This is a genomic window from Bacillus sp. YKCMOAS1 (assembly GCF_030268125.1).
Lineage (GTDB): Bacteria > Bacillota > Bacilli > Bacillales > Bacillaceae > Bacillus > Bacillus safensis.
In genome coordinates this window covers 60,948-84,271 of record NZ_BSEI01000005.1, presented here as the reverse complement: position 1 = coordinate 84,271, position 23,324 = coordinate 60,948, and the positions used below count along the sequence as shown (strand labels likewise).

25 protein-coding genes are annotated in these 23,324 nt (G+C 39.6%); 13 read left to right on the top strand and 12 right to left on the bottom strand.

The features are described from left to right. Positions 1-203: 203 nt before the first annotated feature. A complete protein-coding gene (locus tag QSJ46_RS15355) occupies positions 204-1,058 on the top strand; it encodes a polysaccharide deacetylase family protein (protein ID WP_285604958.1) in 855 nt (284 codons plus the stop codon). Between the two features lie 40 nt (positions 1,059-1,098). Here QSJ46_RS15355 and QSJ46_RS15350 read toward each other — a convergent pair whose 3' ends face one another. From QSJ46_RS15350 to QSJ46_RS15340, 3 genes are all read right to left on the bottom strand, one after another. After that, entirely contained in the window at positions 1,099-1,830 is a 732-nt protein-coding gene (locus QSJ46_RS15350; protein WP_064498568.1) for an NAD-dependent protein deacylase, read from the bottom strand. 29 nt (positions 1,831-1,859) lie between these two features. After that, on the bottom strand, positions 1,860-2,948 hold the full coding sequence (locus QSJ46_RS15345) for a mechanosensitive ion channel family protein (protein WP_285604957.1): 1,089 nt from the start codon (positions 2,946-2,948) through the stop codon (positions 1,860-1,862). Between the two features lie 164 nt (positions 2,949-3,112). After that, positions 3,113-3,214, bottom strand: a complete 102-nt coding sequence (locus tag QSJ46_RS15340; protein WP_264009245.1) for a YhdX family protein — start codon at positions 3,212-3,214, stop codon at positions 3,113-3,115. A 305-nt stretch (positions 3,215-3,519) separates the two neighbouring features. Between QSJ46_RS15340 and QSJ46_RS15335 the strand changes: the two genes are divergently transcribed. From QSJ46_RS15335 to crcB (QSJ46_RS15325), 3 genes are read left to right on the top strand one after another with little or no spacing between them, the layout of a single operon-like run. Beyond that, positions 3,520-4,236: a glycerophosphodiester phosphodiesterase gene (locus tag QSJ46_RS15335; RefSeq protein WP_224927883.1), complete on the top strand. Its 717-nt coding sequence runs from the start codon at positions 3,520-3,522 to the stop codon at positions 4,234-4,236. A gap of 5 nt (positions 4,237-4,241) precedes the next feature. Next, positions 4,242-4,637 carry a fluoride efflux transporter CrcB gene (crcB, locus tag QSJ46_RS15330; RefSeq protein WP_224927881.1) on the top strand — a complete coding sequence of 132 codons (396 nt, stop codon included), beginning with the start codon at positions 4,242-4,244 and terminating at the stop codon, positions 4,635-4,637. Beyond that, positions 4,638-5,003 carry a fluoride efflux transporter CrcB gene (gene crcB / locus QSJ46_RS15325; RefSeq protein WP_047202882.1) on the top strand — a complete coding sequence of 122 codons (366 nt, stop codon included), beginning with the start codon at positions 4,638-4,640 and terminating at the stop codon, positions 5,001-5,003. On the opposite strand, the gene QSJ46_RS15320 is transcribed toward crcB (QSJ46_RS15325), so the two are convergent. Together QSJ46_RS15320 and QSJ46_RS15315 are read right to left on the bottom strand one after the other, a co-directional pair. Continuing rightward, positions 5,000-5,392 (bottom strand): transcriptional regulator, encoded by a 393-nt coding sequence (locus QSJ46_RS15320; protein WP_107163810.1) that lies wholly within the window; start codon positions 5,390-5,392, stop codon positions 5,000-5,002. The two genes, crcB (QSJ46_RS15325) and QSJ46_RS15320, sit on opposite strands and share 4 nt — an antisense overlap. A gap of 90 nt (positions 5,393-5,482) precedes the next feature. Then, positions 5,483-6,865 (bottom strand): hemolysin family protein, encoded by a 1,383-nt coding sequence (locus QSJ46_RS15315; protein WP_285604956.1) that lies wholly within the window; start codon positions 6,863-6,865, stop codon positions 5,483-5,485. A 337-nt stretch (positions 6,866-7,202) separates the two neighbouring features. Between QSJ46_RS15315 and QSJ46_RS15310 the strand changes: the two genes are divergently transcribed. Then, a complete protein-coding gene (locus QSJ46_RS15310; protein WP_034667702.1) occupies positions 7,203-7,643 on the top strand; it encodes a MerR family transcriptional regulator in 441 nt (146 codons plus the stop codon). Positions 7,644-7,701: 58 nt separating this feature from the next. Beyond that, positions 7,702-9,033 (top strand): hemolysin family protein, encoded by a 1,332-nt coding sequence (locus tag QSJ46_RS15305; RefSeq protein WP_048238362.1) that lies wholly within the window; start codon positions 7,702-7,704, stop codon positions 9,031-9,033. A 39-nt stretch (positions 9,034-9,072) separates the two neighbouring features. Here the strand turns inward: QSJ46_RS15305 and QSJ46_RS15300 are convergent, their stop codons facing one another. Further along, complete coding sequence (locus QSJ46_RS15300; RefSeq protein ID WP_285604955.1) at positions 9,073-9,675, bottom strand: lysophospholipid acyltransferase family protein; 603 nt, start codon at positions 9,673-9,675, stop codon at positions 9,073-9,075. A gap of 370 nt (positions 9,676-10,045) precedes the next feature. Here QSJ46_RS15300 and QSJ46_RS15295 point away from each other — a divergent pair, with 370 nt between their 5' ends. The 3 genes from QSJ46_RS15295 to QSJ46_RS15285 are packed head-to-tail and all read left to right on the top strand — an operon-like array spanning position 10,046 to position 11,866. Beyond that, the gene (locus tag QSJ46_RS15295) at positions 10,046-10,537 is read left to right on the top strand and encodes a sigma-70 family RNA polymerase sigma factor (RefSeq protein WP_024425287.1); all 492 of its coding nucleotides are present in this window, start codon (positions 10,046-10,048) and stop codon (positions 10,535-10,537) included. Beyond that, the gene (locus QSJ46_RS15290; protein ID WP_039177486.1) at positions 10,530-11,588 is read left to right on the top strand and encodes an anti-sigma factor; all 1,059 of its coding nucleotides are present in this window, start codon (positions 10,530-10,532) and stop codon (positions 11,586-11,588) included. The genes QSJ46_RS15295 and QSJ46_RS15290 overlap by 8 nt, the downstream gene beginning before the upstream one ends. Continuing rightward, on the top strand, positions 11,576-11,866 hold the full coding sequence (locus tag QSJ46_RS15285) for a hypothetical protein (RefSeq protein ID WP_024425288.1): 291 nt from the start codon (positions 11,576-11,578) through the stop codon (positions 11,864-11,866). The genes QSJ46_RS15290 and QSJ46_RS15285 overlap by 13 nt, the downstream gene beginning before the upstream one ends. Positions 11,867-11,929: 63 nt before the next feature. On the opposite strand, the gene bcaP is transcribed toward QSJ46_RS15285, so the two are convergent. Together bcaP and QSJ46_RS15275 are read right to left on the bottom strand one after the other, a co-directional pair. Continuing rightward, positions 11,930-13,330, bottom strand: a complete 1,401-nt coding sequence (bcaP, locus tag QSJ46_RS15280; protein ID WP_024425289.1) for a branched-chain amino acid transporter BcaP — start codon at positions 13,328-13,330, stop codon at positions 11,930-11,932. A gap of 451 nt (positions 13,331-13,781) precedes the next feature. Then, on the bottom strand, positions 13,782-14,612 hold the full coding sequence (locus QSJ46_RS15275; RefSeq protein WP_025093318.1) for a C40 family peptidase: 831 nt from the start codon (positions 14,610-14,612) through the stop codon (positions 13,782-13,784). Positions 14,613-14,965: 353 nt separating this feature from the next. Between QSJ46_RS15275 and QSJ46_RS15270 the strand changes: the two genes are divergently transcribed. Further along, on the top strand, positions 14,966-16,330 hold the full coding sequence (locus QSJ46_RS15270; protein WP_285604954.1) for an alkaline phosphatase: 1,365 nt from the start codon (positions 14,966-14,968) through the stop codon (positions 16,328-16,330). 48 nt (positions 16,331-16,378) lie between these two features. Here QSJ46_RS15270 and QSJ46_RS15265 read toward each other — a convergent pair whose 3' ends face one another. Beyond that, the gene (locus QSJ46_RS15265; RefSeq protein WP_483298740.1) at positions 16,379-17,803 is read right to left on the bottom strand and encodes a SpoVR family protein; all 1,425 of its coding nucleotides are present in this window, start codon (positions 17,801-17,803) and stop codon (positions 16,379-16,381) included. Between the two features lie 67 nt (positions 17,804-17,870). Continuing rightward, entirely contained in the window at positions 17,871-19,070 is a 1,200-nt protein-coding gene (locus QSJ46_RS15260; RefSeq protein WP_285604952.1) for a globin domain-containing protein, read from the bottom strand. Between the two features lie 183 nt (positions 19,071-19,253). On the opposite strand from QSJ46_RS15260, the gene QSJ46_RS15255 reads away from it, so the two are divergent. Both QSJ46_RS15255 and QSJ46_RS15250 read left to right on the top strand, forming a co-directional pair. Continuing rightward, positions 19,254-19,685 carry an Rrf2 family transcriptional regulator gene (locus QSJ46_RS15255; RefSeq protein ID WP_047202875.1) on the top strand — a complete coding sequence of 144 codons (432 nt, stop codon included), beginning with the start codon at positions 19,254-19,256 and terminating at the stop codon, positions 19,683-19,685. Positions 19,686-19,845: 160 nt separating this feature from the next. Continuing rightward, positions 19,846-21,321, top strand: coding sequence for a catalase (locus tag QSJ46_RS15250; RefSeq protein WP_039177466.1), 1,476 nt, complete (start codon positions 19,846-19,848; stop codon positions 21,319-21,321). Between the two features lie 144 nt (positions 21,322-21,465). Here QSJ46_RS15250 and QSJ46_RS15245 read toward each other — a convergent pair whose 3' ends face one another. Then, positions 21,466-21,786: a YqzG/YhdC family protein gene (locus QSJ46_RS15245; RefSeq protein WP_390273615.1), complete on the bottom strand. Its 321-nt coding sequence runs from the start codon at positions 21,784-21,786 to the stop codon at positions 21,466-21,468. A 191-nt stretch (positions 21,787-21,977) separates the two neighbouring features. Between QSJ46_RS15245 and QSJ46_RS15240 the strand changes: the two genes are divergently transcribed. Continuing rightward, positions 21,978-22,226 carry a YhdB family protein gene (locus tag QSJ46_RS15240; protein WP_024425297.1) on the top strand — a complete coding sequence of 83 codons (249 nt, stop codon included), beginning with the start codon at positions 21,978-21,980 and terminating at the stop codon, positions 22,224-22,226. A 51-nt stretch (positions 22,227-22,277) separates the two neighbouring features. Here QSJ46_RS15240 and QSJ46_RS15235 read toward each other — a convergent pair whose 3' ends face one another. Next, complete coding sequence (locus QSJ46_RS15235; RefSeq protein WP_285604951.1) at positions 22,278-23,087, bottom strand: GNAT family N-acetyltransferase; 810 nt, start codon at positions 23,085-23,087, stop codon at positions 22,278-22,280. Positions 23,088-23,324: the final 237 nt, after the last annotated feature.

Below are 23,324 nucleotides of genomic sequence, written 5' to 3'. Positions count from 1 at the left end.
CACATCATATAAAATGGATAACTTTCTATTGTAACAAATATAGATTCATAACCAAAAAGATTCCAATTTTTTAGCATCTTCTATATTCATAGGCTCTTTTTTCCTGTATACTGACACCATATAAACATGACAAAAAACAGCGGAAAAAGACAGAATCTACTACATGATTCGACACAAATTTTTGATTTATTGGAGCGATTGTAATGCAACGGGTTAAAAAAAAACAGACACCTTCAAACACAATGCTGCTCTCAAAGGCGATTGGTTTTGTCATTCTGACACTGATCCTCTTTTTTATTTGGGATATGTCCAAAACCAATATGCAGGCAGCAGATCAGCCGGCGAAATTGTCTGCGAGCAGTCAATTTAGGGACACAAGCACTAGTATGAAAGCAAAAGATGCTTCTCGGAAAACATTAGATGCACATTTTAAGATCGATTCAAATAAACATATAACGGATCAAACAATCTTTTTAACCTTTGATGATGGTCCATCAGCGACTTCAAATCAGCTGTTAGATGTGCTAAAAGCGCAAAAAGTGAAGGCTACATTCTTTATGCTCGGGCCGCAGATTAAACAACACCCGGCAGCTGTGAAAAGACTCCATCAAGAAGGACATCAATTAGGGCTTCATGGTATTACCCATGATGTGAAACGCTTTTATCAAAAAAGTGATTCTCCTGTTAACGAGATGAAGGAAGATCAGCGCATTTTGGCTTCTGTCACAGGTGAGTATACCCATCTTGTAAGAACACCTTATGGCAGCACCCCCAATTTAACCGATCAGCAAAAAGCACGTTTAAAACAAAAAGGCTTTGTCTACTGGGACTGGACCATTGACAGTCTGGACTGGAAATATAAAAGCTCAAAATATGTACCAGAGGTATTAAATCAGCTACAAGTGCTGGAAACAAAATATCCAAAAGAACCAAAAATCATCTTAATGCATGATCAGCCGGCAACAGCAAAATACTTAAGCAGCTTAATCACGCAGCTAAAGGCAAAGGGCTATACATTTGAAGTTCTTGATGAAACAATGAAGCCGCTGCAGCAATAAAGAAAAACCCGCACCTTTAGGTTGCGGGTTTTTTAATGATTTATAAAGCTTTCACGAGATCGCCAATTCGCTCATGAAAGACAAGATCAAAAAGCGGATCGAATTCTGTTTCACTCAAATTCATCATCACCATGAAGATGGAAGGATCATGAGCTGCGTCTTCTGGAATATATCTTGCTGGCGCTACTTCTAGGGAAGTCCCCATGACAAGGAGCATGTCCGTTTTCTGAAGTGATGCCTCCACTTGGTCTAAATGTTTGACCATATCTCCAAAAAGAACAACATCTGTTTTTAGCACACGTCCGCACGTACTGCCATCAGAGGAAACCCTTTGACAGACAGGCACCTCTTCTTTTAACAAATAAGGCAAATCATATACCGCCTGGCAGGATGGACAAGTAGCCGTTTGAATGGAACCATGGAGTTCATATACGTGCTGGCTTCCCGCCTTTTTATGAAGACCATCAATATTTTGGGTAAAAATATCCACACGCTTCCCTTGTTGCTCAAGGCTGGCTAAAAAGATGTGCCCGCTATTTGGCTCGTATTCCCCGCTCATTTTCATCTGAAACAATTCCTTAAATTTCGGCCAAAATTGATGAGGATTTGATAAAAAGTAGGACCGGCTCATCGCCTCCATGCGAGAAGTATCTTCCGTCCACAATCCACCCGTTGATCTAAAATCAGGAATACCCGATTCTGTACTCATACCTGCACCTGAGAGTACTGTGATATGTGAAGCCTGCGATATTCTCTCTCTTAGCGCTTCCACCTTTTTTTGATCCACGTACCATTCCTCCTTTATTCACCCAGCTGTTTCTCGCCTTTTTGTTTCATATAAATGGTCTGTCCAGGGAAAGCAAATTCTACACCTTCTTCGTGGAAAATATCTATGATGCGATAGTTAATGTCCTGCTTAATATCAAGGTTTTCAGACCAAGCTGTCGTGTTTGTATAAAAGTTGAAAAACAAGTTCAAATAGCTGTCTGCCAGTACATCGAGATTCACCATAATCGTCTCCTTATGCACACCATCATGCTCGTGAAGCATCTGCTTCAGACGCTTAATACACTGATCAATGTTTTCATTTGGTGTATTGTAGGAAACGCGAACAGAAAACGTAATCTGACGTTTATTCATTCTAGTCCAGTTTGTGATCGGCTCCTTAGAAAGCGTAGAATTCGGAACGGTCACAACGGCTTCAGCAGGTGTTCGAAACCTTGTACTTCGAAAGGTAATGTCCTCCACAGTCCCAAGAACACTTGGTGTCTCCACAAAGTCGCCCATCGTAAAAGGCTTCTCTGTAATGATGACAATCCCTCCAAAAAAGTTAGCCACTGTATCCTGCGCAGCCAGCGCAAAAGCTAGGCCGCCTAGACCAAGACCTGCAACAAGTCCATTGACATCATAATTAAATTCTTGTGCAATGATACTAATACTTAGTGCGATAATAATGAAACGAAGTACCTTTGATAAAAACGGTGCTAAAATATCATCCATTTCTAATTCAAATTTCGAATTGACCTTTTGAAATAAGAAGGAAGATGCTGCGGTTAAATTACAAAGTCCCCACGTCAGCATCAATATAATGGAGGATCTATACAATTTGATGATGACATCCATATGATGCTCAAAGTATGGTGCCTGTCTTAACGCAAAATATAAACCAAGTGCCACGAAAAACAGCCTGGCTGGTTTTTCAAATGCCACAACAATCTGGTTAATGACCTCCGTTTTAGACCGATTTGTCAACCTAAACAGAAGTTGAAATAAATACTTCGTAAATACTTTCCGAAGCAATAAAAAAAGCAATAAAATACAAAGGCTAATACCGATTTGGATCGCAATATCTACTGTGAAATATGTATCCATCCATTTTTGTGTAAACATGTCTGTCTCTCTCCTTTAAAACAATCCTCTCTAGTTTATAATATATCCTTCGTTCATGTCCTCTCTTAAATGTCTGACCTCTACATAAAAAGCCTCGGGAGTAATCCCGAGGCATGATGTTCAAATATGAAATTTTGGCTAGAGACATATCGACGGGCAGCAAACTACTTTTTCTTCTGAGTCTGATCAAGGAGAGTCGCTTTAAACATTTCAGCATCCGTTTCGGCCTTAATACGTTCTTCCACTCTAATTCTCCCTTTACCCAATCATCTCGCCTCCTTTTCATCATTATAAAACATCAGAATTTTCAGTCAACATGACGAAAGCACTAATATTTTGACGAACGCTGACGATTTGGACAAAATTGATCGAAGAAAAAATGATGTAGTTCAGATTTACTCAATAAGAGCTTGGGATATTCCTGCAACTTTTCACCTTATATACGCGATGCTTTCTCACCACAAGCCATGTTCCATTACATACAGCTCTCCCTCGTTCCATATAGTAAAGAAGGAAAAACAGCAAAAATTTGATATGATAAGACCAGAACTTATGTCAGGAGCTGGAGCATGTGTATATTATCGCGCATAGAGGGTCATCAAGCGCTGCCCCAGAAAATACAATCGCCGCATTTGATTTAGCTGTTCAGCAGGGTGCGGATTATATTGAGTTAGACGTCCAGCTGACAATGGATCAGCACGTAGCCGTTATCCATGATGATACCGTTGATCGAACGAGTAACGGAAGCGGATTAGTGAAAAGTTATACACTTGATCGGCTGAAGAAACTTGATGCAGGAAGCTGGTTTGATTCTCAGTACGCCAACGAACGAATTCCCACCTTACAGGAAATCCTTCAAAGATACAGTCAGCGTGTCGGGATACTGATTGAGATCAAGCATCCAAAACGACAGATTGGGATTGAAAAGGCAGTTGTCGACATCATCAACCGGTTTGCCTATTCCCGTCACATCATGGTTCAATCTTTTGATGCCAATGCCCTTCAAAGAGTCAAAGCTTACGCCCCTTCTCTTCGAACAGCTTTTATTATAAAACCCTCGGCTTTCAAACTGACGAAAAGGAAATTAGCGGAGTACAGCTCCTTTGCCGATTGCCTTAATATGAAGAAAACGATGATCAACAGATGGTGGATTGATCGCATCCACTCATTTGGAATGGATGTCTTTATATGGACAGTGAAAGACCAAAAAACAGCCGACAGGATCAAAACATATCCCATTGATGGAGTGGTGACGGATCACCCGCCATTTTTTCTAAAGGAGAAATGATGTAAATGAAAGCATATCTCGCCGTATTTATCGGTGGACTGGTTGGTACCCTTTGCAGATATGAACTTAGCCAGTCCGTTGTCAGCCACACATTCCCCTATGCAACACTGATTGAAAACATTACAGGCAGTCTGCTTCTTGGCTTTTCAACAGGGTATTTTATGTTTCGGAAGGGAAAAAAGTATCTTGCTGCTTTAATCGGAACAGGATTTTGTGGTGGTTTTACGACAATGTCCACTTTTTCTAAAGAAACAGTTCTCTTATTACAGAATGGACTGTTCACATCAAGTGTCATATACATTCTACTCTCAGTGATTGCTGGAGTGGGCGCTGCCTTATGTGGACTGATCACCGCTCAGCACTTCTTTCAACAAAATGAGCAGCCGAAAGGAAGCAGATAAATGATTGTATTTTATACAGCTGTTGCTGGCGGGATGGGCAGTGCCCTTCGTTTTTTCCTCAGTCAATCGATTCAGAAAACCAAGTTTCATACTCGTTTTCCGTATAGTATTATTCTTATCAACTTACTCGGTGCAGCCGGTTTAGGTTTACTGACAGGTGCAGTGACTGACAATAATCCGCTGCTTATGATCATTGGGACTGGGTTTTTCGGTGGTTTTACAACATTCTCTACATTTAGTGTAGAGGCTGCGTCCATGCTGCATGAGCGGCAAATTGGACAGCTTGCTGTCTACTTATTGGTTACCATCATCGGGTCTTTATGTCTGTTTGCTGCGTTTTATCAAATAGGACAGCATCTTTTTTAAATATTGGTGATGGCGGCTAAGCTGATGAGCAGCTGATTCATGAGCTGGCGCTTCATCAAAAAGAGTGTTTTTTCACTATAGCCGATTTCCATTGCACATTTTGCCATCCGCCAATCTCGAAAATATTTGTAATCGATGAGCTGCTGCTCTATTTCATCCAACTCTTTTAATGCCGTTTCAATACAAGCAACGATGAGTTCATACTGACTTTTTTGCTCTTCTAACTTTTTCCGTGTCATGTGGTCGAGATGATGCGGGCTTCTTTTTTCAAGCTGCCTTTCGATATTTAAGATCGCTGCTTGATAATTTTTGAAATTCTTTAAATGAAACTCAATTCGTTTCATTGATGTTTTTTTCTCCGTGATACTTGCTGTTTCATACCAAAGCATGTCCATCCCCCTTTATCGAACGTTTGTTCTTATTATATACCGAACGTATATTCGTTTAAAAGAGACTAAATACCTAAAAAAACCTTGAGCTTATTTTTCGCTCAAGGTCATTTCGTTTACTAGCAGTGGCTCCTTTATATCAAGCCCAGTGCGTGCACTGCCTTTTTCTGCCGATGTGACGCCTTTTTTTAAATCAATCTTTTTAACGTAACGTCCATCCATTTCCAGCACTTTCATTCGAATATCATCAAGATAGATGGATTGTCCTTCTCTAATATCAATATTCTCTTTTAAGATGAGCCCGCCGATTGTATCAATTTCCTCATCATGATATGAAATCTCAATCAAATCTTGAACTTCATCCAATCTCACTTTGCCATCTAAAACATAATGATGATCGGCTCTTTTTTGAATAACTGGCTGCTCATCTTCATCGAATTCATCTCGAATATCTCCGACAATCTCTTCTAAAATATCTTCCGTTGTGACAAGCCCAGACGTTCCGCCATATTCGTCAGTTAAGATCGCCATATGCATTCGATCACGCTGCATCTTGACGAGAAGCTCTTGAATAGGAATCGTGTCGATGACCTCAATCACTGGATATATATAATCTTGAATTTTCAGTTGATTTTTTTCTCCTTGATACACAAGATCTGCAAAGAGCTGCTTTTTGTTCAGCATGCCGATAACATGGTCTTTATCTCCTGAAAACACAGGGAAACGTGTATACTTTTCCTGCGTCATGATGGCGAGGATATCATCTAACGGCATATCTTCTGGAATCGCACAAATTTCTCTCCGCGGTATCATGATCTCTCTGGCAATTCGATTATCGAAATCGAAAATTTTGTTCATATAATTATATTCTGATGGGTTGATTTCCCCATTTTTTAAGCTCTCAGATAATAAAATTTTCAATTCCTCTTCAGAATGGGAATGTTCTTTTTCAGACCCCATATCGATGCCCATCATTTTAGTTAGCAAACGGGCTGACCCGTTTAACACATAAATGAAAGGGAACATAAGGATATAAAATGCATGCAGCGGGCCTGACAGCCATAGCGTCATTTTTTCCGCCTTTTGAATGGCAAGCGTTTTTGGTGCAAGCTCACCTACAACTACATGTAAAAAGGTAATAATAGAGAACGCAAGTGTTGCTGAGATCAGGCTGATTGCTGAATCAGGAATGTTTGTCAAACCAAAACCTCGAACCAAAAGTTCTTTCACAGCCGGCTTACCAATCCATCCTAAACCAAGGGATGTCACTGTAATACCGAGCTGACAGGCTGACAAATATTCATCTAGCCTTGATGTCACCTTTTTCGCCATGATGGCCTTTTTGGACCCTTCGGCAACAAGCTGATTAATTCTTGAACTTCTCACCTTGACTATGGCAAATTCAGATGCAACAAAGAAAGCTGTTAAAGCAATCAAAACACCGACTATACTCAGATTAACAATATCGTCCATTTAACCTTGCTCTTTCTTAGAAGAACAAGGAGTCACCTCCTGATTGATGATGTTATGTTTTGCAAAACGGTTAACTGATTAAATAAGACGACTTTGAGGGCCCCACTTAACCACCTCCGGTTCACGTAAAATTCCGCCTCTCTACATATATATGAAACGGTATTCATTTTATCTTACCATAAATAATCTGAAAATTCCTGTATCATCATGCTGTTTTTGACATGACTGACTAAATTGAGGGAAATCCTCCTCTGTTTCTTCTTATTGGCAGGAAATATGAACAATTAACTTGTGTTTCAGACTAGAATTATATTAAACTATTTTCATAAACTATAACGTGACGGTTAGGAGGAGATGTTCAGATGGGGCTGAGAAAAAGTATCGTATTGGTGAACTAGCACAGATTGCACAGGTAACGAAACGAACTGTAGATTATTATACAAATCTAGGTTTGCTTGCGCCTGTTAGATCTTGCTCAAATTATCGTTATTACGATGAATATGCTTTAAAACGATTACAATTAATCGTTCTTTGCAAACAGCAGAGATTGGCTCTTTCTGACATCAAATCCAGATTAGATGAACAATTTCCTTCTCAAAAGGAAGATCATGATGAACTTGTCCATTTAACCTCTGATATCGATCGGATGAATGAGCATATGGACCGCATTTTGGCACGTTGTAAGCAGCTTCAGCCAGAACAACGTGAAAAACTAAAAGAGCAGCTTACTCCTGAAAAAATGACGGCTGTCCAATCATTTTTACTGCTGTTAAGTTAAAATTTTTACTAAACAGGAGGTGTTACCTTCGTTCTCAAAGTCAGAACGAAGGCCTTAATTGGACATAGTTAATTTACTCATAGTTGCTTTACTTATAGCTTTAACCGCGTTTTTCGTTGCATCAGAGTTTGCGATCATTCGCTTAAGAAGCTCAAGAATTGATCAGTTAATCGCAGAAGGTAATAAAACAGCAGTTGCTGTCAAGCATGTAACGACTCACCTTGATGAGTACTTATCAGCCTGTCAGCTTGGTATTACCATTACCGCCCTTGGTATTGGTTGGTTAGGGGAAGAAACAATTGCACATATGCTTGCTCCACTATTTGTAGAGCTGTCGATTCCTCAATCAGCTAGTTCTATTGTCACTTTTATTATTGCGTTTAGTATCATGACGTTTTTACACGTTGTCGTTGGAGAGCTTGCACCAAAAACACTCGCCATTCAAAAGGCGGAGCAAGTATCCCTTCTATTTGCTAGACCACTGATGATCTTTTACAAAGTGATGTTCCCGTTCATTTGGGTATTAAATGGTTCTGCTCGTTTGTTAACAAAAGCGTTTGGTCTTCAGCAAGTATCTGAGCATGATATGGCGCACTCTGAAGAAGAATTGCGGATTATTTTATCAGAGAGCTATAAGAGCGGCGAGATTAACCAGTCTGAATTCAAATATGTGAACAAAATTTTTGAATTTGATGACCGTTTGGCGAAAGAAATTATGATTCCTCGTACTGAAGTTGTCAGCTTCCCTCATGATATTACCATTGAGGAAATGCTGAAGGTGACTAAGGTAGAGAAATATACACGTTATCCAATTGAAGATGGCGATAAAGACAACATGATCGGTGTTCTAAACATTAAAGAGGTCCTCACTGCCTGCATTAGCGGTGAGTGTTCTACAAGCGATACGATCGAAAAGTTTGTAAATCCGATTATTCATGTGATTGAAACGGTTCCTGTTCATGATTTACTACTCAAAATGCAGCGTGAACGTGTACACATGGCCATTTTATCAGATGAATATGGCGGTACAGCAGGTCTTGTGACCGTTGAAGACATCCTTGAAGAAATCGTTGGTGAAATTCGTGATGAGTTCGACATTGATGAAATCAACGAAGTGCGTAAACTTGGAGAAGACCATTACATCTTTGATGGCAAGGTCCTTGTTGATCAAGTCAACCTGCTATTAGGTATACAGCTTGATAATGAAGAGGTCGACACAATCGGCGGCTGGTTCCTTACTCAGAAATATGAAGTAGAGAAAAATGACGCCATTCGTGAACAAGGCTATGAATTTATTATTAATGAAGTCGATGGACACCATGTGGCTTACATCGAAGTAAAAAAGTTAAATGAACAATTATTAGAAGCAGCTGAAGAAGGCGCTTCTTAATAAAAAAACGACCCTTGCCTAAGCAAGCGGTCGTTTTTCTTATGCCTTTTCCATTAATTGAGCTTCTAGCTCTTTGATTCTTGTGTTTAATACTTCCGTCATGGCACCTAATCTTTCTTTTGGCGGGAGATGGTCAAATTCAGACAGTTCAATCGGTTCACCGATAATTAAGCGCATTTTCCCTTTTTTGAAAAGACTTTTCGCATTTGAAGGCCCTTTGTATGCGGCTGGAACAATTGGCGCTTTACCGAGCTGCGCAATGGTCACTGCCCCTCTTTTTAAAGGAACATCCTCTGTTGTACGTGTTCCGCTTGGAAAAATCCCAACGATCTTTCCCTCTTTTAATAATTTAATGGGCGTTTTAATACTGCTTGGCCCAGGGTTCTCTCGATCAACTGGAAAGGCATGAATCTTTTTTAAAAATCCACCAATCCATTTATTCGCAAACAATTCTTTTTTCGCCATGTAATGGATCTCAAACGGAAGAATTCCTGCGCCTAATGCAAGAACATCCACAAAACCCTCATGTGTACAAGCAATGACAAAACCCCGATCAGTTGGCAGATTCTCTTTTTGATATACTTTGATTCCACCTCGGAGACCAAATATTAATTTGACGGTATAGCCTGAAAATTTATACATAGTGCACTTCCTTTGTTTGAAGAATGAAGGATTTGTCTCTATTATAACAAATTTTTTATTACCTGGTACTAAAAATTTATGAGCAGCCTAATCCTCCCTGTCTTTTTCGTTTAAAATGAACGTTCTGACTGTATTCAAGCACATGGTTTTAGGGGAGAATAGAATAGGAATTGTGTCCATTTTTGTCGTTTTTCGATGTTTTTTCCTGATTTGTTCTATTGAAAATACTTTATAAATGATGCAAATTTCGCTATGATAAGGAGAAATGATTTTGATTCGGCGAAAGAAATGAGTAATGTACGGTAATGAGAAGTTTCGTGCAACTTTATGCCTTTCTTATGCGTGTATAACATAGAGGGGAGAAAAATCAGTGACGATCGATGAAATTTATCAAATGTATATGAACGATGTTTACAGGTTTCTGCTCTCCATGACAAAAGACAAACATTTGGCAGAAGACTTATTGCAGGAAACCTTTATGCGTGCGTATATACATATCCATTCCTACGACCATAGCAAAGTGAAACCTTGGTTATTTCAGGTGGCACGAAATGCTTTTATTGATTATGTCAGGAAACATAAAAAAGAAGTGACCATATCGGATGACCTCATTGGCGGCCTTTTACAAACGTCTGTACAAAGCCCTGCTGAACAGGTTGAAATAAAGGAAGTCCTCACCATGTATTTGGAGCAGCTTCCAGATAACTACAAGGAAGCGTTGACATTGTATTATTTAAAAGAACTAAATTACAAGGAAGCATCCAAGGTCATGAATATTACTGAAGCAAATTTTAAAAGTGTTTTATTTCGTGCAAGGCAGCGCCTAAAAGCACTTTACAACAGAGGTGTTAATGATGAATGAAGAGTTTAACAAGCGATGGGAACAATATAATAATGGTGAGATGAATGAGGAAGAAATGATGGCGTTTGAAGAAGAGCTTGAAGAAAATGAAAAGCGCTTAAGTCAGGAACTGAACGACTCGGATTGGACAGATTTTTCCATCAGTCCTGAGAAGCAAAAAGCCATTTTACAATACGGAAAAAGAAAGTCATATTTACGTATTTCCGTACTTGCTGTCATATCGACACTCATTATTTTACCACTTTGTACATTAGGAAGTTATCTATACTACGGCGTTGGCGGAGCCGAGAGCAAAGGCAATCACTTCATGGAAACAGCCGCTGTCACCGTCGCTTTGACCAAACCAAACGTGGCTATAGATATGAAGGATTTAAAAGGTCAGGTCAAACTTTTTGGGATGAACACCGAATTGAAGCTGCAAAAACAAATTGGCAATAAAACAGAAGCCATTGGCAGTGAACAAATCGAGATGTTTTTCGATAAATTAAAGCAGCCTACCATCTCTTATTATGGTGACAGTGCACGCGAAACAGAAGGTTTCTTTACTCATCCTTCGGCGCAGGCAGATGCCTCAAAAAAACAAACACTCACTACGTTAGACAAGCTTCCTGAAGGAACAGTAAGTGAAGTGTATGTATCCTATGACAAAGCTTACACACCAAAGGATGTTTATTCCTTTGCTAAAAAATACGATATGAAAGTGCTGTGGAATGCGATTAAAACAGAGGATTCATTAAGTGGAAATCAGCGGCCAATCGGCTTTCCTGGGAAAGACTCTGAATTTTTAAAAGAGCTTCAGCACACATCCAAAACTGAGGTAGATCAATTCAAAGATGCCCTTGCTTATGTCAATCAGCACCCGACCTGGGCAACAACGATCTCTGGCAGACCTGATCTTGATCTGTCTAATCGTATACGCTATATCGATCGAAATGGCGTCACGGTTTATGGCTCTGTGGTCACTGGACCTTCTAAAGAAATTGAGAAATTTGTGAAGACAAAACGCATCAAAACGGCAAAAGTGAGCGAGGTGGAATTATGGAATTGGTAAGAATCTTTAAAGAGCATAATGTATTTGGCTGGATTTCTGTCGGCACAGCAATATTATCCCTGCTCATGCTAAACCTCGCCATTATCAGCAACGTGACATTTTATTCTTTTCAAATGCTACCTTTTGCAATGGCCGCAGTTCCATTTGGCATTATTGAACTGTTCATTAAAAAAGGCCGTACGGGTCCAGGTTTCCTCGGTGTCGTACTGAATATCTTTGTCATTGTTTGTGTCTATGCCATCGTATCAATCGATGTCGATCTTCAGTTAGGTTTTTAATCAGTACTCAAAAGCAAAAGCCCGTGTTACTTGACTGCACCAAGTAGCACGGGCTTTTTTAAGTTATTTTTTATTCAATTCTGAGTGCTTTCTTGAATATAAGAAATACACAACCAGCCCAATCGCAAGCCAGATTAAGAAACGAACAAAGGTGATTGCACCAAGCTTATAAATGAGCAATCCGCAAGATAGAATAGCCAAGATCGGAATAAGCGGAACTGCTGGGCATCTGAATGCTCTCGGTAAGTCCGGCTGCGTTTTTCTCATCACAATGACCGCCACTGAAATCAAAATGAATGCTGAAAGTGTCCCGATGTTCACTAGGCTTGCCAGCTCATCAAGTGGAATAAATCCACCCATTAATGCTGACAATGTACCGAAGAACAGTGTATTGATGTAAGGTGTTTTATGCTTTGGATGAACCTTTGATAGAACCTTCGGCACCAAACCATCACGAGACATAGCAAACATCACGCGTGTCTGGCCATACAGCATGACAAGCATCACGGTTGTCATCCCTAGAATTGCTCCGACATCCACAATACCCGCCACCCAGTTTTGTCCGGCTACTTGTAAAACGAGAGACACTGGATGTGATACTCCCTCAAAATTCATGAAAGGAACGATGCCCGTCATAATCGCACTAACAACAACATAAAGCAGCGTACAAATCAATAAGGAAGTAATAATCCCTCTAGGCAGGTTGCGTGATGGATTTTTTGTCTCCTCTGCCGCGGAAGCTACTGCATCAAACCCGATAAATGCAAAAAATACTAGGGCTGCTGCACTTAAGACCCCTGATGTCCCAAATGGAACGAATGGTGTCCAGTTTTCAGGTTTTACATATTTCACAGCGACTAAAATAAAGAGCAGAATCACAGCAATTTTCATAATAACCATGATGTTATTTACTCGTTTTGATTCTTTAATACCAAAGTACAGCAGGAAAGTGATGACCATTAAAATAATAAATGCTGGAAGATTAAAATATGTCACTTGCCCCTTTAAACCACCTGGTGCTGCTGTTAATTCAACTGGTATATGAATCCCTATCCCATTTAAAAATGACACAAAATAGCCTGACCAGCCCGCTGAAACGGCACTAGCGGCCAGCATATATTCTAATATTAAATCCCAGCCAATGATAAACGCTAGAAATTCCCCCATTGATGCGTACGTAAATGTATACACAGACCCTGATACAGGCACTGTGGAAGCAAATTCCGCATATGACAGTGCTGCAAACAAACAAGCAAGACCTGCGATGACAAATGATAGAACAAGTCCTGGCCCCGCAGTGACGGCTCCTGTCCCTGTCAGAACAAATATCCCTGTCCCAATTATGGCTCCAATGCCAAGCATGGTTAAATCAAATGAACCCAATTCCTTTTTTAATGCTTTTTCCCCTTGTGTTGCCGCAATGAGCTCTGAAATGCTCTTTTTTCTAAACAACGAATTGCTCATACCATCACTCCCAAAACTTAGTATCAGTCTAAAGACGCCACATTCATGTAATTCACAATATTTTCTGAATATTTAGATTAAATTTAGCGCAATAAATTGGTGGCGTAAAATTATTATATATGAAAATTAAAAAATGAAAACACTTTTTTTAAAAATAGAGTGAAAATTCTTATATATCAACGAAATGTTTGTCAATAAGTGGGTTAGATTTTCTCCATTCCTTATTCAATTGATAGCTTGTCTTTCTCTATTTATTATACAACATAGCAGATTATATTTTTTTAGTATACTTATTATGCAACAAAAATTAGACCCTTTTTTAAAAAGCGGGTCCACAATTATGTTATTTTAAAGCCTTTAGACTGATAGTGATCTATGAGAAAAGACCAGTTCCGCGGCACAATTGATATATGAAAAAAGAGACTGCTTCATAGCAGTCTCTTAAAATGAATTAGTTTACAAATGTTTTCGCTCCAAGATAAATGGGCTTCCAATAGCTTGATGTCATATCACTGATCGTTACTCCGTCAGAAGCAGCATGAATAAACTTGTTGTTCCCAAGGTAGACACCCATGTGAGATGGACCCGATTTATACGTTGTAAAGAAGACAAAATCTCCAACTTTTGGTTTGGATACACTTTTCATCGATCCCCAGAAGCCTTCAGTGGTTTGTCTTGAAATCTTTTTTTGTTTGTTAATGATATACCACATAAATCCGCTGCAATCAAAGCCCTTCGGTGTCGTTCCACCCCATCTATATGGTGTACCGTTCTGCGCTTTAGCATCTGCTATGAGCTTAGACGTGTTTAAGGAAGAAGTAGAGACTGTTTTTTCTTTTACAGGTTTCGTCTTTACTTTAGACGTCTTTTTCACCTTTAGCTTTTGCCCGATTTTAATGAGGTCTGTTTTTAGTTTATTTAACGATTTCAGCTCTTTCACAGTCATCCCATATTTTTTGCCAATCTTCGATAATGTATCGCCTTTGACAACTTTATGAGTGGCAGTTGCTGAAGCCGTTTTTACTTTTGTTGTTGTTTTTGATGTTTTCACTGCTTTTTTCGAAGAAGTGCCATTTACTTTTAAGGTTTGTCCAACATAAATTACGTTAGATTTCAGCTTATTGTCTGATTTAATTTTGCTCACGCTTGTTTTGTATCTTTTCGCTAGAACAGAAAGAGAGTCACCTTTTTGAACTTTTACTGATTGTGCTGAGGCAGCTCCGGCAAATAATGTCGTCCCAAGTAGAACTGCACTTGCAGCTGTGATCAATTGTTTTTTCATTTGTTCCTCCTGTATGTATCTATCTGATCCGATTTTTTATCTACTCCCTATTATAAGGATCAAATACCAGAAGAAATAGTCTTGACTTCCTACGACATTATGCTTATTAATTCGGCAAAATTTATTTTTTTTTAGGGTTCTTTTTATTTCATTTTCATTACACAATCATGACAAAATAATCGCATCTTGTCATGGATAAATGATACATTCATTTCTCTTTTTGGTTCATTCTATGTAAAGTGGACCTTTACAATTTTAAAGTGAACTTTACGATGCTGTAAAAAGGAATCCACACTTCTGCTCTACCATTGTAAACGTAAGAGCGATACATAAACAATGAGGAGGCAAAATGAATGAGTGTGTTGAAAAACTCAAAAACGAAAATCGCTGCAGTGGCAGCAGCATCTGTGCTATCGATTGGCATTTTTTCAGGGATTGAATTTGGACAAGCTGACAAAGCTGCGGCTAAAAAGAAGCCGAAAAATGATGTGCAAAATGTGATCGTGCTGATTGGAGATGGCATGGGAACACCTTATCTTTCAACTTACCGCTCATTTAAACACAACGGTGACCTTTCAAAGCAAACAGCGTTTGACCCTTACCTCACTGGCATGCATAAAACATACCCTGACGACTCTAAAAGTAACATTACTGATTCAGCAGCGGCTGGTACAGCCATGGCCACTGGTAAAAAGACATACAACAATGCCATTGGTGTAAATAAAAACGGCAAAAAATTAAAAACCGTTTTAGAAGAAGCCAAACGCAAAGGAAAGTCAACGGGTCTTGTCGTGACATCTGAATTAACGAATGCCACGCCTGCTGCGTATGCCGCTCACGATGTGTCTAGGAAAAACACAGCAGCCATCGCTGATGATTTCTTCGATGAGAAAATCGGAAAACAGCATACAGTCGACGTCATGCTTGGCGGTGGACTTGTCGATTTTGTCCGGAAGGATCGTGATCTGACGAAAGAATTCAAACAAGCCGGTTATGATTATGTCACCAATAAAGCCGCCTTACAAAAAAACAAAAATGAAAAAGTGTTAGGCATTTTTGCTGATGGAGGTCTAGATAAAGCCATCGATCGTGATAAAACGACTCCTTCCCTGCAAGATATGACATCCTCAGCCATCAAACAGCTGTCTAAAAACAAAAAAGGATTTTTCCTTATGGTTGAAGGCAGTCAAATTGACTGGGCTGGACACGATCATGATATTGTCAGTGCGATGAGCGAAATGAAGGATTTTGAGAAAGCATTTGAAGAAGCGATTCGTTTTGCGAAAAAGGATAAAAACACGTTAGTCATCACGACAGCAGATCATTCAACTGGCGGACTTTCCTTCGGAGCAGACGGTTCGGGCAGCTGGGATTACAAGCCTGTCAAAGCAGCGAAAAAGACGCCTGACTTTATCGCAAACAAAATTGTCAGCGGCATGCCTATTGAGTCAGCGCTGAAACAATATATCAATCTTGATTTCACAAAAGAGGAAACAGCCGCCATTCAAAAGGCCGCTGAAACAAAGGATGCTGTTAAAATTGATGATGCGATTGAAGAAGTGATCAACACGAGATCACATACAGGCTGGACCACATCAGGTCATACCGGTGATGAAGTTCCATTCTATGCATATGGTCCAACAAGTGAGCAGCTAAAAGGTCTGATGGAAAACACCGATCAAGCAAAACACATTTTCAAACTGCTGAAAAACCAATAAAACGAGCAAAAAAGATGTCTGCTAAGAGACATCTTTTTTCGTCTTTTTTTATGCGAGATATTTCCTATGAACTCCTTTTCCATCATAAGAAAACATGACTTCTTTTCCTTCAAGAACTGACTCGATATGCACACTTCTTCCCCATAGCTGATATAAATACGGCAGGACTTTTTCTAAGTATTTCAGATCAAGTTCAATGCCTTCATACCAATGCTTGATATAAAGTTCATTATTTTTTAAATAGTCGCCATCAATCACGGTCAAATACGGAAAGCCGCCATTCACTCTCATGCTGACTAACTGATCACGTACCGCCTTCCATTCTTTATCAATGACTTTATAATCTCTCCCCTGCTTTTGAAACAAGTACAAGTCTTCTCTCATCACAAGGTCTTTCGTTAAGTAGTTTCGAATAAAGGAAATATCCGATTCAATTTCCCTGACTTCAAACATTTTGCTGCGGCCAGATCCTTCTGTGACCCCTGCTTTTTTTAATTCTTCACACGGGTTGTCATAGCGCTCTTCGATATCTTCAAAAATCTTCAGCCCTAAATAGTAAGGATTGATGCCTGTTTTAGATGGCTGCACCACACCTGCATTTAATTTTGCAAACTCTATCGATTCACTTGTATCCAAATCAAGCTCCCGCATAATCCGCTGGTGCCAATACGATGCCCAGCCTTCATTCATAATCTTTGTTTCCAGCTGCGGCCAAAAATAGAGCATTTCTTCTCTCAGCATAGTAAGAACATCTCGCTGCCATGGCTCCAGCTCCCGGGAATGCGCCTCAATAAAGAGTAAAAGATCCTTTTCAGGCTTTGGCGGGAATTGTTTGACGTTTTTCTTTTTCTGACGCGTCTTCGGCTCATCCATTCCCCACAAATCATCATAAGGCGTTTGACGTTTTGGTTTATCTTCTTCATATTCTTCTTCATCGTCCATACTCCAGCTTAATTTTGATCGAACAAGAGACGGATCAATATGCTCTTGGATAGCCAATACCGCGTCTAAAAAGGATTCGACTTCTTTTGTTCCGTGGATATGCTCATATTCTTTGATCCGCTCTGCCGCTGCTGACATGCTTTCGACCATATCTCGTTTTGTGTTTTGGAAACGGCAATTATTTTTGAAGAAATCACAGTGTGCCAGTACATGAGCCACAATTAATTTATTTTGAACAAGCGTATTGTTATCAAGTAGAAAGGCGTAGCAAGGATTTGAATTGATCACCAGCTCATAAATTTTACTTAACCCTAAATCATAATGAAGCTTCATTTTATGAAATTGCTTCCCAAAGCTCCAGTGGCTGAATCGTGTTGGCATTCCGTATGCACCGAACGTATAAATAATTTCCGCGGGACAGATTTCATACCTCATCGGATAAAAATCTAGACCAAATCCTTCTGCAATTTCTGTAATTTCATCAATCGCTCTTTGTAAAAGACGTTGTTCAGATACGCTCAAGGAAACCATCCCTCCTCATCGGACTTATCCCTACTATATGAGCGTATGTAAAAAAACATGATGTTCCTCCAACCGTTTAGACGACTTCCATTTCTTTCGTGGATTGCCCGCCAAATGCTTCGAAATGAATATGGTCTGTTGGAATTCCCAGCTCTTTTAAAATATGAATGATCTCCTGTGTAAACACCGGGGAACCGCATAGATAAAATTGGCCTTTCCCTTCTCCGATCACCGATTGAAGAAATGGACGATCAATGCGGGAAACCGCTTTCTCAACAAGCTCACCCTTTCCAGACTGCGCAAATTGTTCATTACATAGAATGATGCGCCCATGGGCTGCTGAAGCTAAAACGCGTTCAAACTCATTTTCAAAAGCGATGACATCCTCTAATCGATCAGCATGAATCATCGTAAATGTCTGGCTGTTTTGTGCTGCAGTTTTCACTAAACCAATCATTGGTGTGACACCAGACCCAGCACTGATGAAATAAACAGGCTCTTTTATGTCATCTTGCAAGCAGAACATTCCCTGCGGCATACTCACTTGAAGAACGTCCCCTTCTTCCATTTCATCATGCAAAAATGTGGACACATGACCATCACGCTTCACTGTAATACGGTAATAAGATGGATGATGCTCGTCTGATAAGCTGTATTGTCTGCTGCACATATAGGCTTCTCCTGGCATATCTGTCTGAACCGTAATGTATTGGCCTGCTTTATACATTGGCAGCTCTGATTCATCTTCTGGTACTAAATAAAAGGAGATAAGCGATGGAGATTCTTGCTTCTTTTTCTTTATCACAAACGGCTTCACATCTGCCCATCCACCTGTCTGCTTCACATTATCATCCATCATTTCTGCTTCAATGGTAATGAAAATATTCGCAATGATGTCATATGCAGCTTTCCACGCTAATAGAGTGTCATCTTCTTCTCTTAAACGAAACACATCTTTCATCGCTTCAATCAAGTGATACCCGACAATTGGGTACTGCTCTTTTTTGACCATGACACTGACATGCTTATGGGCAATTTGTTTGACCGCAGGTAGTAATTCCTCTAATCGATCAATGTGCAGTGCAGCCTGATATAGTGTCGCAGCAAGTGCCTCTGGCTGACTTCCGTTCATAAGATTTGTTTTATTAAATTGATTGAGTAGCTCCGGGTGCTGGCGAATCATATTTTCATAAAAAACAGTGACAAGTTTGGTTCCCTCGGCTTTTAATAGAGGAGCTGATTGCTTTATTGCATTCATTTGATCTTTAGATAACATCTTCATTCCTTCTTTCAAAAGAAGTATTTTAAATACATCTTTATCGTAATGGAAGACAGTCTCTAAAAGCAATATTTATAATACATGTTTTAAATGTTGTCACATTTCACACTTTCTCGAACAGTTTTTGTCTAAAATGTGTTACGATGATACAAAACTCTATTAGGTTTAGAGGTCGTCAAAATGAAACTTACGAATTACACAGATTTCTCATTAAGGGTACTCATTTATTTAGCATCAAGAGAAAACAATGAACTGTCAAATATTCAGCAGATCGCCGATGTTTATGGCATTTCTAAAAATCATCTGACGAAGGTGATTTATCATCTTGGAAAACGCGGGTATGTAGACACGATTCGCGGAAGAAATGGCGGGATCAGGCTTGGAAAAAGCCCAGAAAGCATTAACATTGGAGAGGTTGTCCGTTATACAGAGGATGATTTAGTCATGGTTGAATGCTTTGATCCAAAGAAAAATGGCTGCATCATCTCCCCGATTTGTTCATTAAAGCATGTACTTCATGAAGCACTCACTGCTTATTTAAGCGTTCTTGACGGATACACACTAAAAGATTTAACACAGAACAAAGATGCTCTCAGAGAGCTCCTGCTTTAAGGCGAAAGAATTTTATTCTTTCGTCTTTTTCTTTACCTTCTTGTAATAATAATTTATTTAAAATTATTATAAATAAATATTGACTATCATGTTTGATTCAATATAATTAGGGTATATAGATTGCTAGAAAACACTTTTTTGTTTACAGGAGGAGAAAAGAATGACAAATTCAAATCATAAAAATTTGACAACGAACCAAGGCGTTCCTGTTGGCGATAACCAAAACTCAAGAACAGCTGGTCACCGCGGACCTACCTTTCTTGATGATTACCATTTGATTGAAAAACTCGCACACTTTGATCGTGAACGTATTCCAGAACGTGTCGTTCATGCTAGAGGCGCCGGCGCTTACGGTGTGTTTGAAGTAGAAAACAGCATGGAGAAACATACAAAAGCGGCCTTCTTAAGTGAAGAAGGAAAACAAACAGACGTTTTCGTCCGCTTCTCCACCGTTATTCATCCAAAAGGTTCACCTGAAACCTTACGTGACCCGCGCGGCTTTGCTGTCAAATTTTATACAGAAGAAGGCAACTATGATCTCGTTGGTAACAACTTGCCGATCTTCTTTATTCGTGATGCATTGAAATTTCCTGATATGGTTCACTCTCTCAAGCCAGATCCTGTAACCAATATTCAAGATCCTGACCGTTATTGGGATTTTATGACCTTAACACCTGAATCCACTCATATGCTCACATGGCTCTTCTCTGACGAAGGAATCCCTGCAAGCTACGCTGAAATGCGCGGTTCTGGTGTGCATACATTTAGATGGGTGAACAAATACGGCGAAGCAAAATATGTGAAATATCACTGGAGACCTTCTGAAGGTATTCACAACTTATCTATGGAAGAAGCAGCAGAAATTCAAGCGAACGATTTCCAGCATGCGACAAGAGATTTATATGACCGCATTGAAAAAGGCAACTTCCCAGCATGGGACTTATATGTGCAGCTTATGCCGCTTAGTGATTATGATGAACTTGATTATGATCCATGTGACCCAACAAAAACGTGGAGCGAGGAAGATTACCCGCTTCAAAAAGTAGGACGCATGACACTCAACCGCAATCCTGAAAACTTCTTTGCTGAAACAGAACAGTCTGCTTTCACGCCAAGTGCATTTGTTCCAGGAATTGAGGCATCTGAAGATAAACTGCTTCAAGGCCGTCTGTTCTCATATCCTGATACGCAGCGTCACCGTCTTGGTGCGAACTACATGCGCATTCCGGTTAACTGCCCTTATGCACCTGTACACAATAACCAGCAGGATGGCTTTATGACAACGACTCGTCCAAGCGGTCATATTAACTATGAACCAAACCGTTATGACGATCAGCCAAAAGAAAACCCTCACTACAAAGAAAGTGAGCCAGTTCTTCACGGTGACCGTATGGTGAGACAAAAAATTGAAAAACCGAACGATTTCAAACAAGCTGGAGAAAGATATCGAAGCTACTCTGAAGAAGAGAAACAAGCATTGATTAAAAACCTAACAGCTGATTTGAAAGATGTAAATGACAAAACAAAATTACTTGCAATCTGCAACTTCTATCGTGCCGATGAAGATTACGGCCAGCGATTAGCGGATTCACTTGGTGTGGATATTCGCGCTTATCTTCAAGGAAGCATGAAGTAAATCCATCTCGAAATAAATTGTTGGACAAAGGGCTAAAATGATCTTAATTTTGGCCCTTTGTCTTTTTTTGAGCGTGCTAGTAAAGGCAGTTATTGAGGGTTTGTTAGAACACCTCGAGCACCTTTTACAAAAAAAGGTGCTTCTTTATAGTCGAAACACGTTAATACTAATCAAATGACCGGTCACCGGATGAAAATAAATTTCTGCATGTGCGGCAAAGCGAGTTGAGCCTTCCTTAACAGTTACGCGAAACACATCTTTTGTCTGCTCATCATTTACTTCTGTCCGGCCAATGTAATGATAATCGTTTAAAGCGGCACCTTTATATTCATCTTGCAACGCTGTGTACGCGAGTCTTTCCCAATTTTCAAACGGCTGCACCGCTGCTTTTGATGCAGGATGAATCATCAAACTGCCAAGCAAAACGATTCCTGCTGCAATAAGCATCCACCATTTCGACTGCATGATATCATTGATCTCACTTTCATATATGTTTTGTTTAGCTTTAGCTGGCTGATCCTTTTTCATACATGAAGCAATTATTCAGCCTATAATTCCCGGTACGCAATTCATGCGGACACCAACTTTTCCCCTGAAAAAGTCGATATGTTCCGAGCAAACTAATGAGGACTTCTCAAGGGAAAGGAGAAGGTTTAATGAATGTGGCGGATTATGATAAAGCACTTTATTATACGCATCGCTCGCAATGGGATAATTTACTTATTCTTATGGTACGTACGCAAGATGATTTGCTCTCGAAACGTATTGAGCATTTCTTACATGCGTATCAATTTAACCGGAACGATGCAGATGTTGAAAAATGTTTATATGGGCTCCTGCAGTACATTGACCACGCTTCAGAGGCTGCTGCTGCTGAAGTTTATTCACAACCGATGTACACATAAAGAAAAAGGGCTAGAATGAAGTTTATTTTAGCCCTCCCTTTTTACATACAATTAGCAGTGCGCTGTGATGGGAAACATAAAGTGGCCTTTTGCCCAATGTTCCTTTGTGTAAATAAATAGTGCATCCTCGTCATTTGGCTTCGTAACTGCGTGTAAACCTTCAATTGTCGTATCAGGCGTGAAATAAAAGATCACTTTTTCCGTTGTTTCCTTCACAATGCTTTCTACAACTTCTTGTACATTTGGTGTTTGAAGCGAAATGATATCGAACACATGCATCGTTTCATTTTCTTCATTCATCAGCACAATGCTATCTAATGCTTCAATATAAAAAATGGCATCCGGCCATACTAATGTAAAATAAAACATCAATAAGCTGCTGTGATGCTGAGCATCCAGCTTCATTGAGTGAGTTTGCCGCTTTTCTGCGAAACGTTCAAGTAATGAGAGGTCTTGCTCCAATGTCAGCTTTTTAAAACCAAATCTCGGATAAAAATCTAACACAGTTTCATTAGCAAAAAGAAAGATGACATCACACTCATTTTTGTATTGATCCATGATATGCTGCATTAATTTTGCCGCTAATCCTTTGCGCTGATAGGCTTGATCTGTCATAACAGTGCCGATTTGAACTGCTCGATACGTTTGCCCATCAATGATCACTGACATAAGATAGACAGAAGCGTTAGAGATTACCTTCCCGTTATGTACAAAGGAATAAGGTATGTATTTTTCATCCCAATAGCCTCTTTCGTACCAGCCGCTAAAATCCAAATCAAATGTATCGATCGCAAGCTTATTAAGGCTCTCTTTTAATTTGACATCATGGCGATAACCACTTACTAATTCATATTTTTCCACTTTGATTCCCTCCCATTTTAAATTCACCTGTGATTGACCAGTTCATCACCTCCTATAAAATAAAAAAAGACTTGATGAGCATCCACTCGTCAAGTCTTTTACATTTTTCTATTAGAAATTAGACTGTCCATGCTTCTCTTTTTAAGCAAAAGCGCACATCAAATAACCAACATCTGTGCTCTTTTTTATTCAATTCATTGAATTGAATGTGCGCTTAAAAGTTTTAGCATGACGACT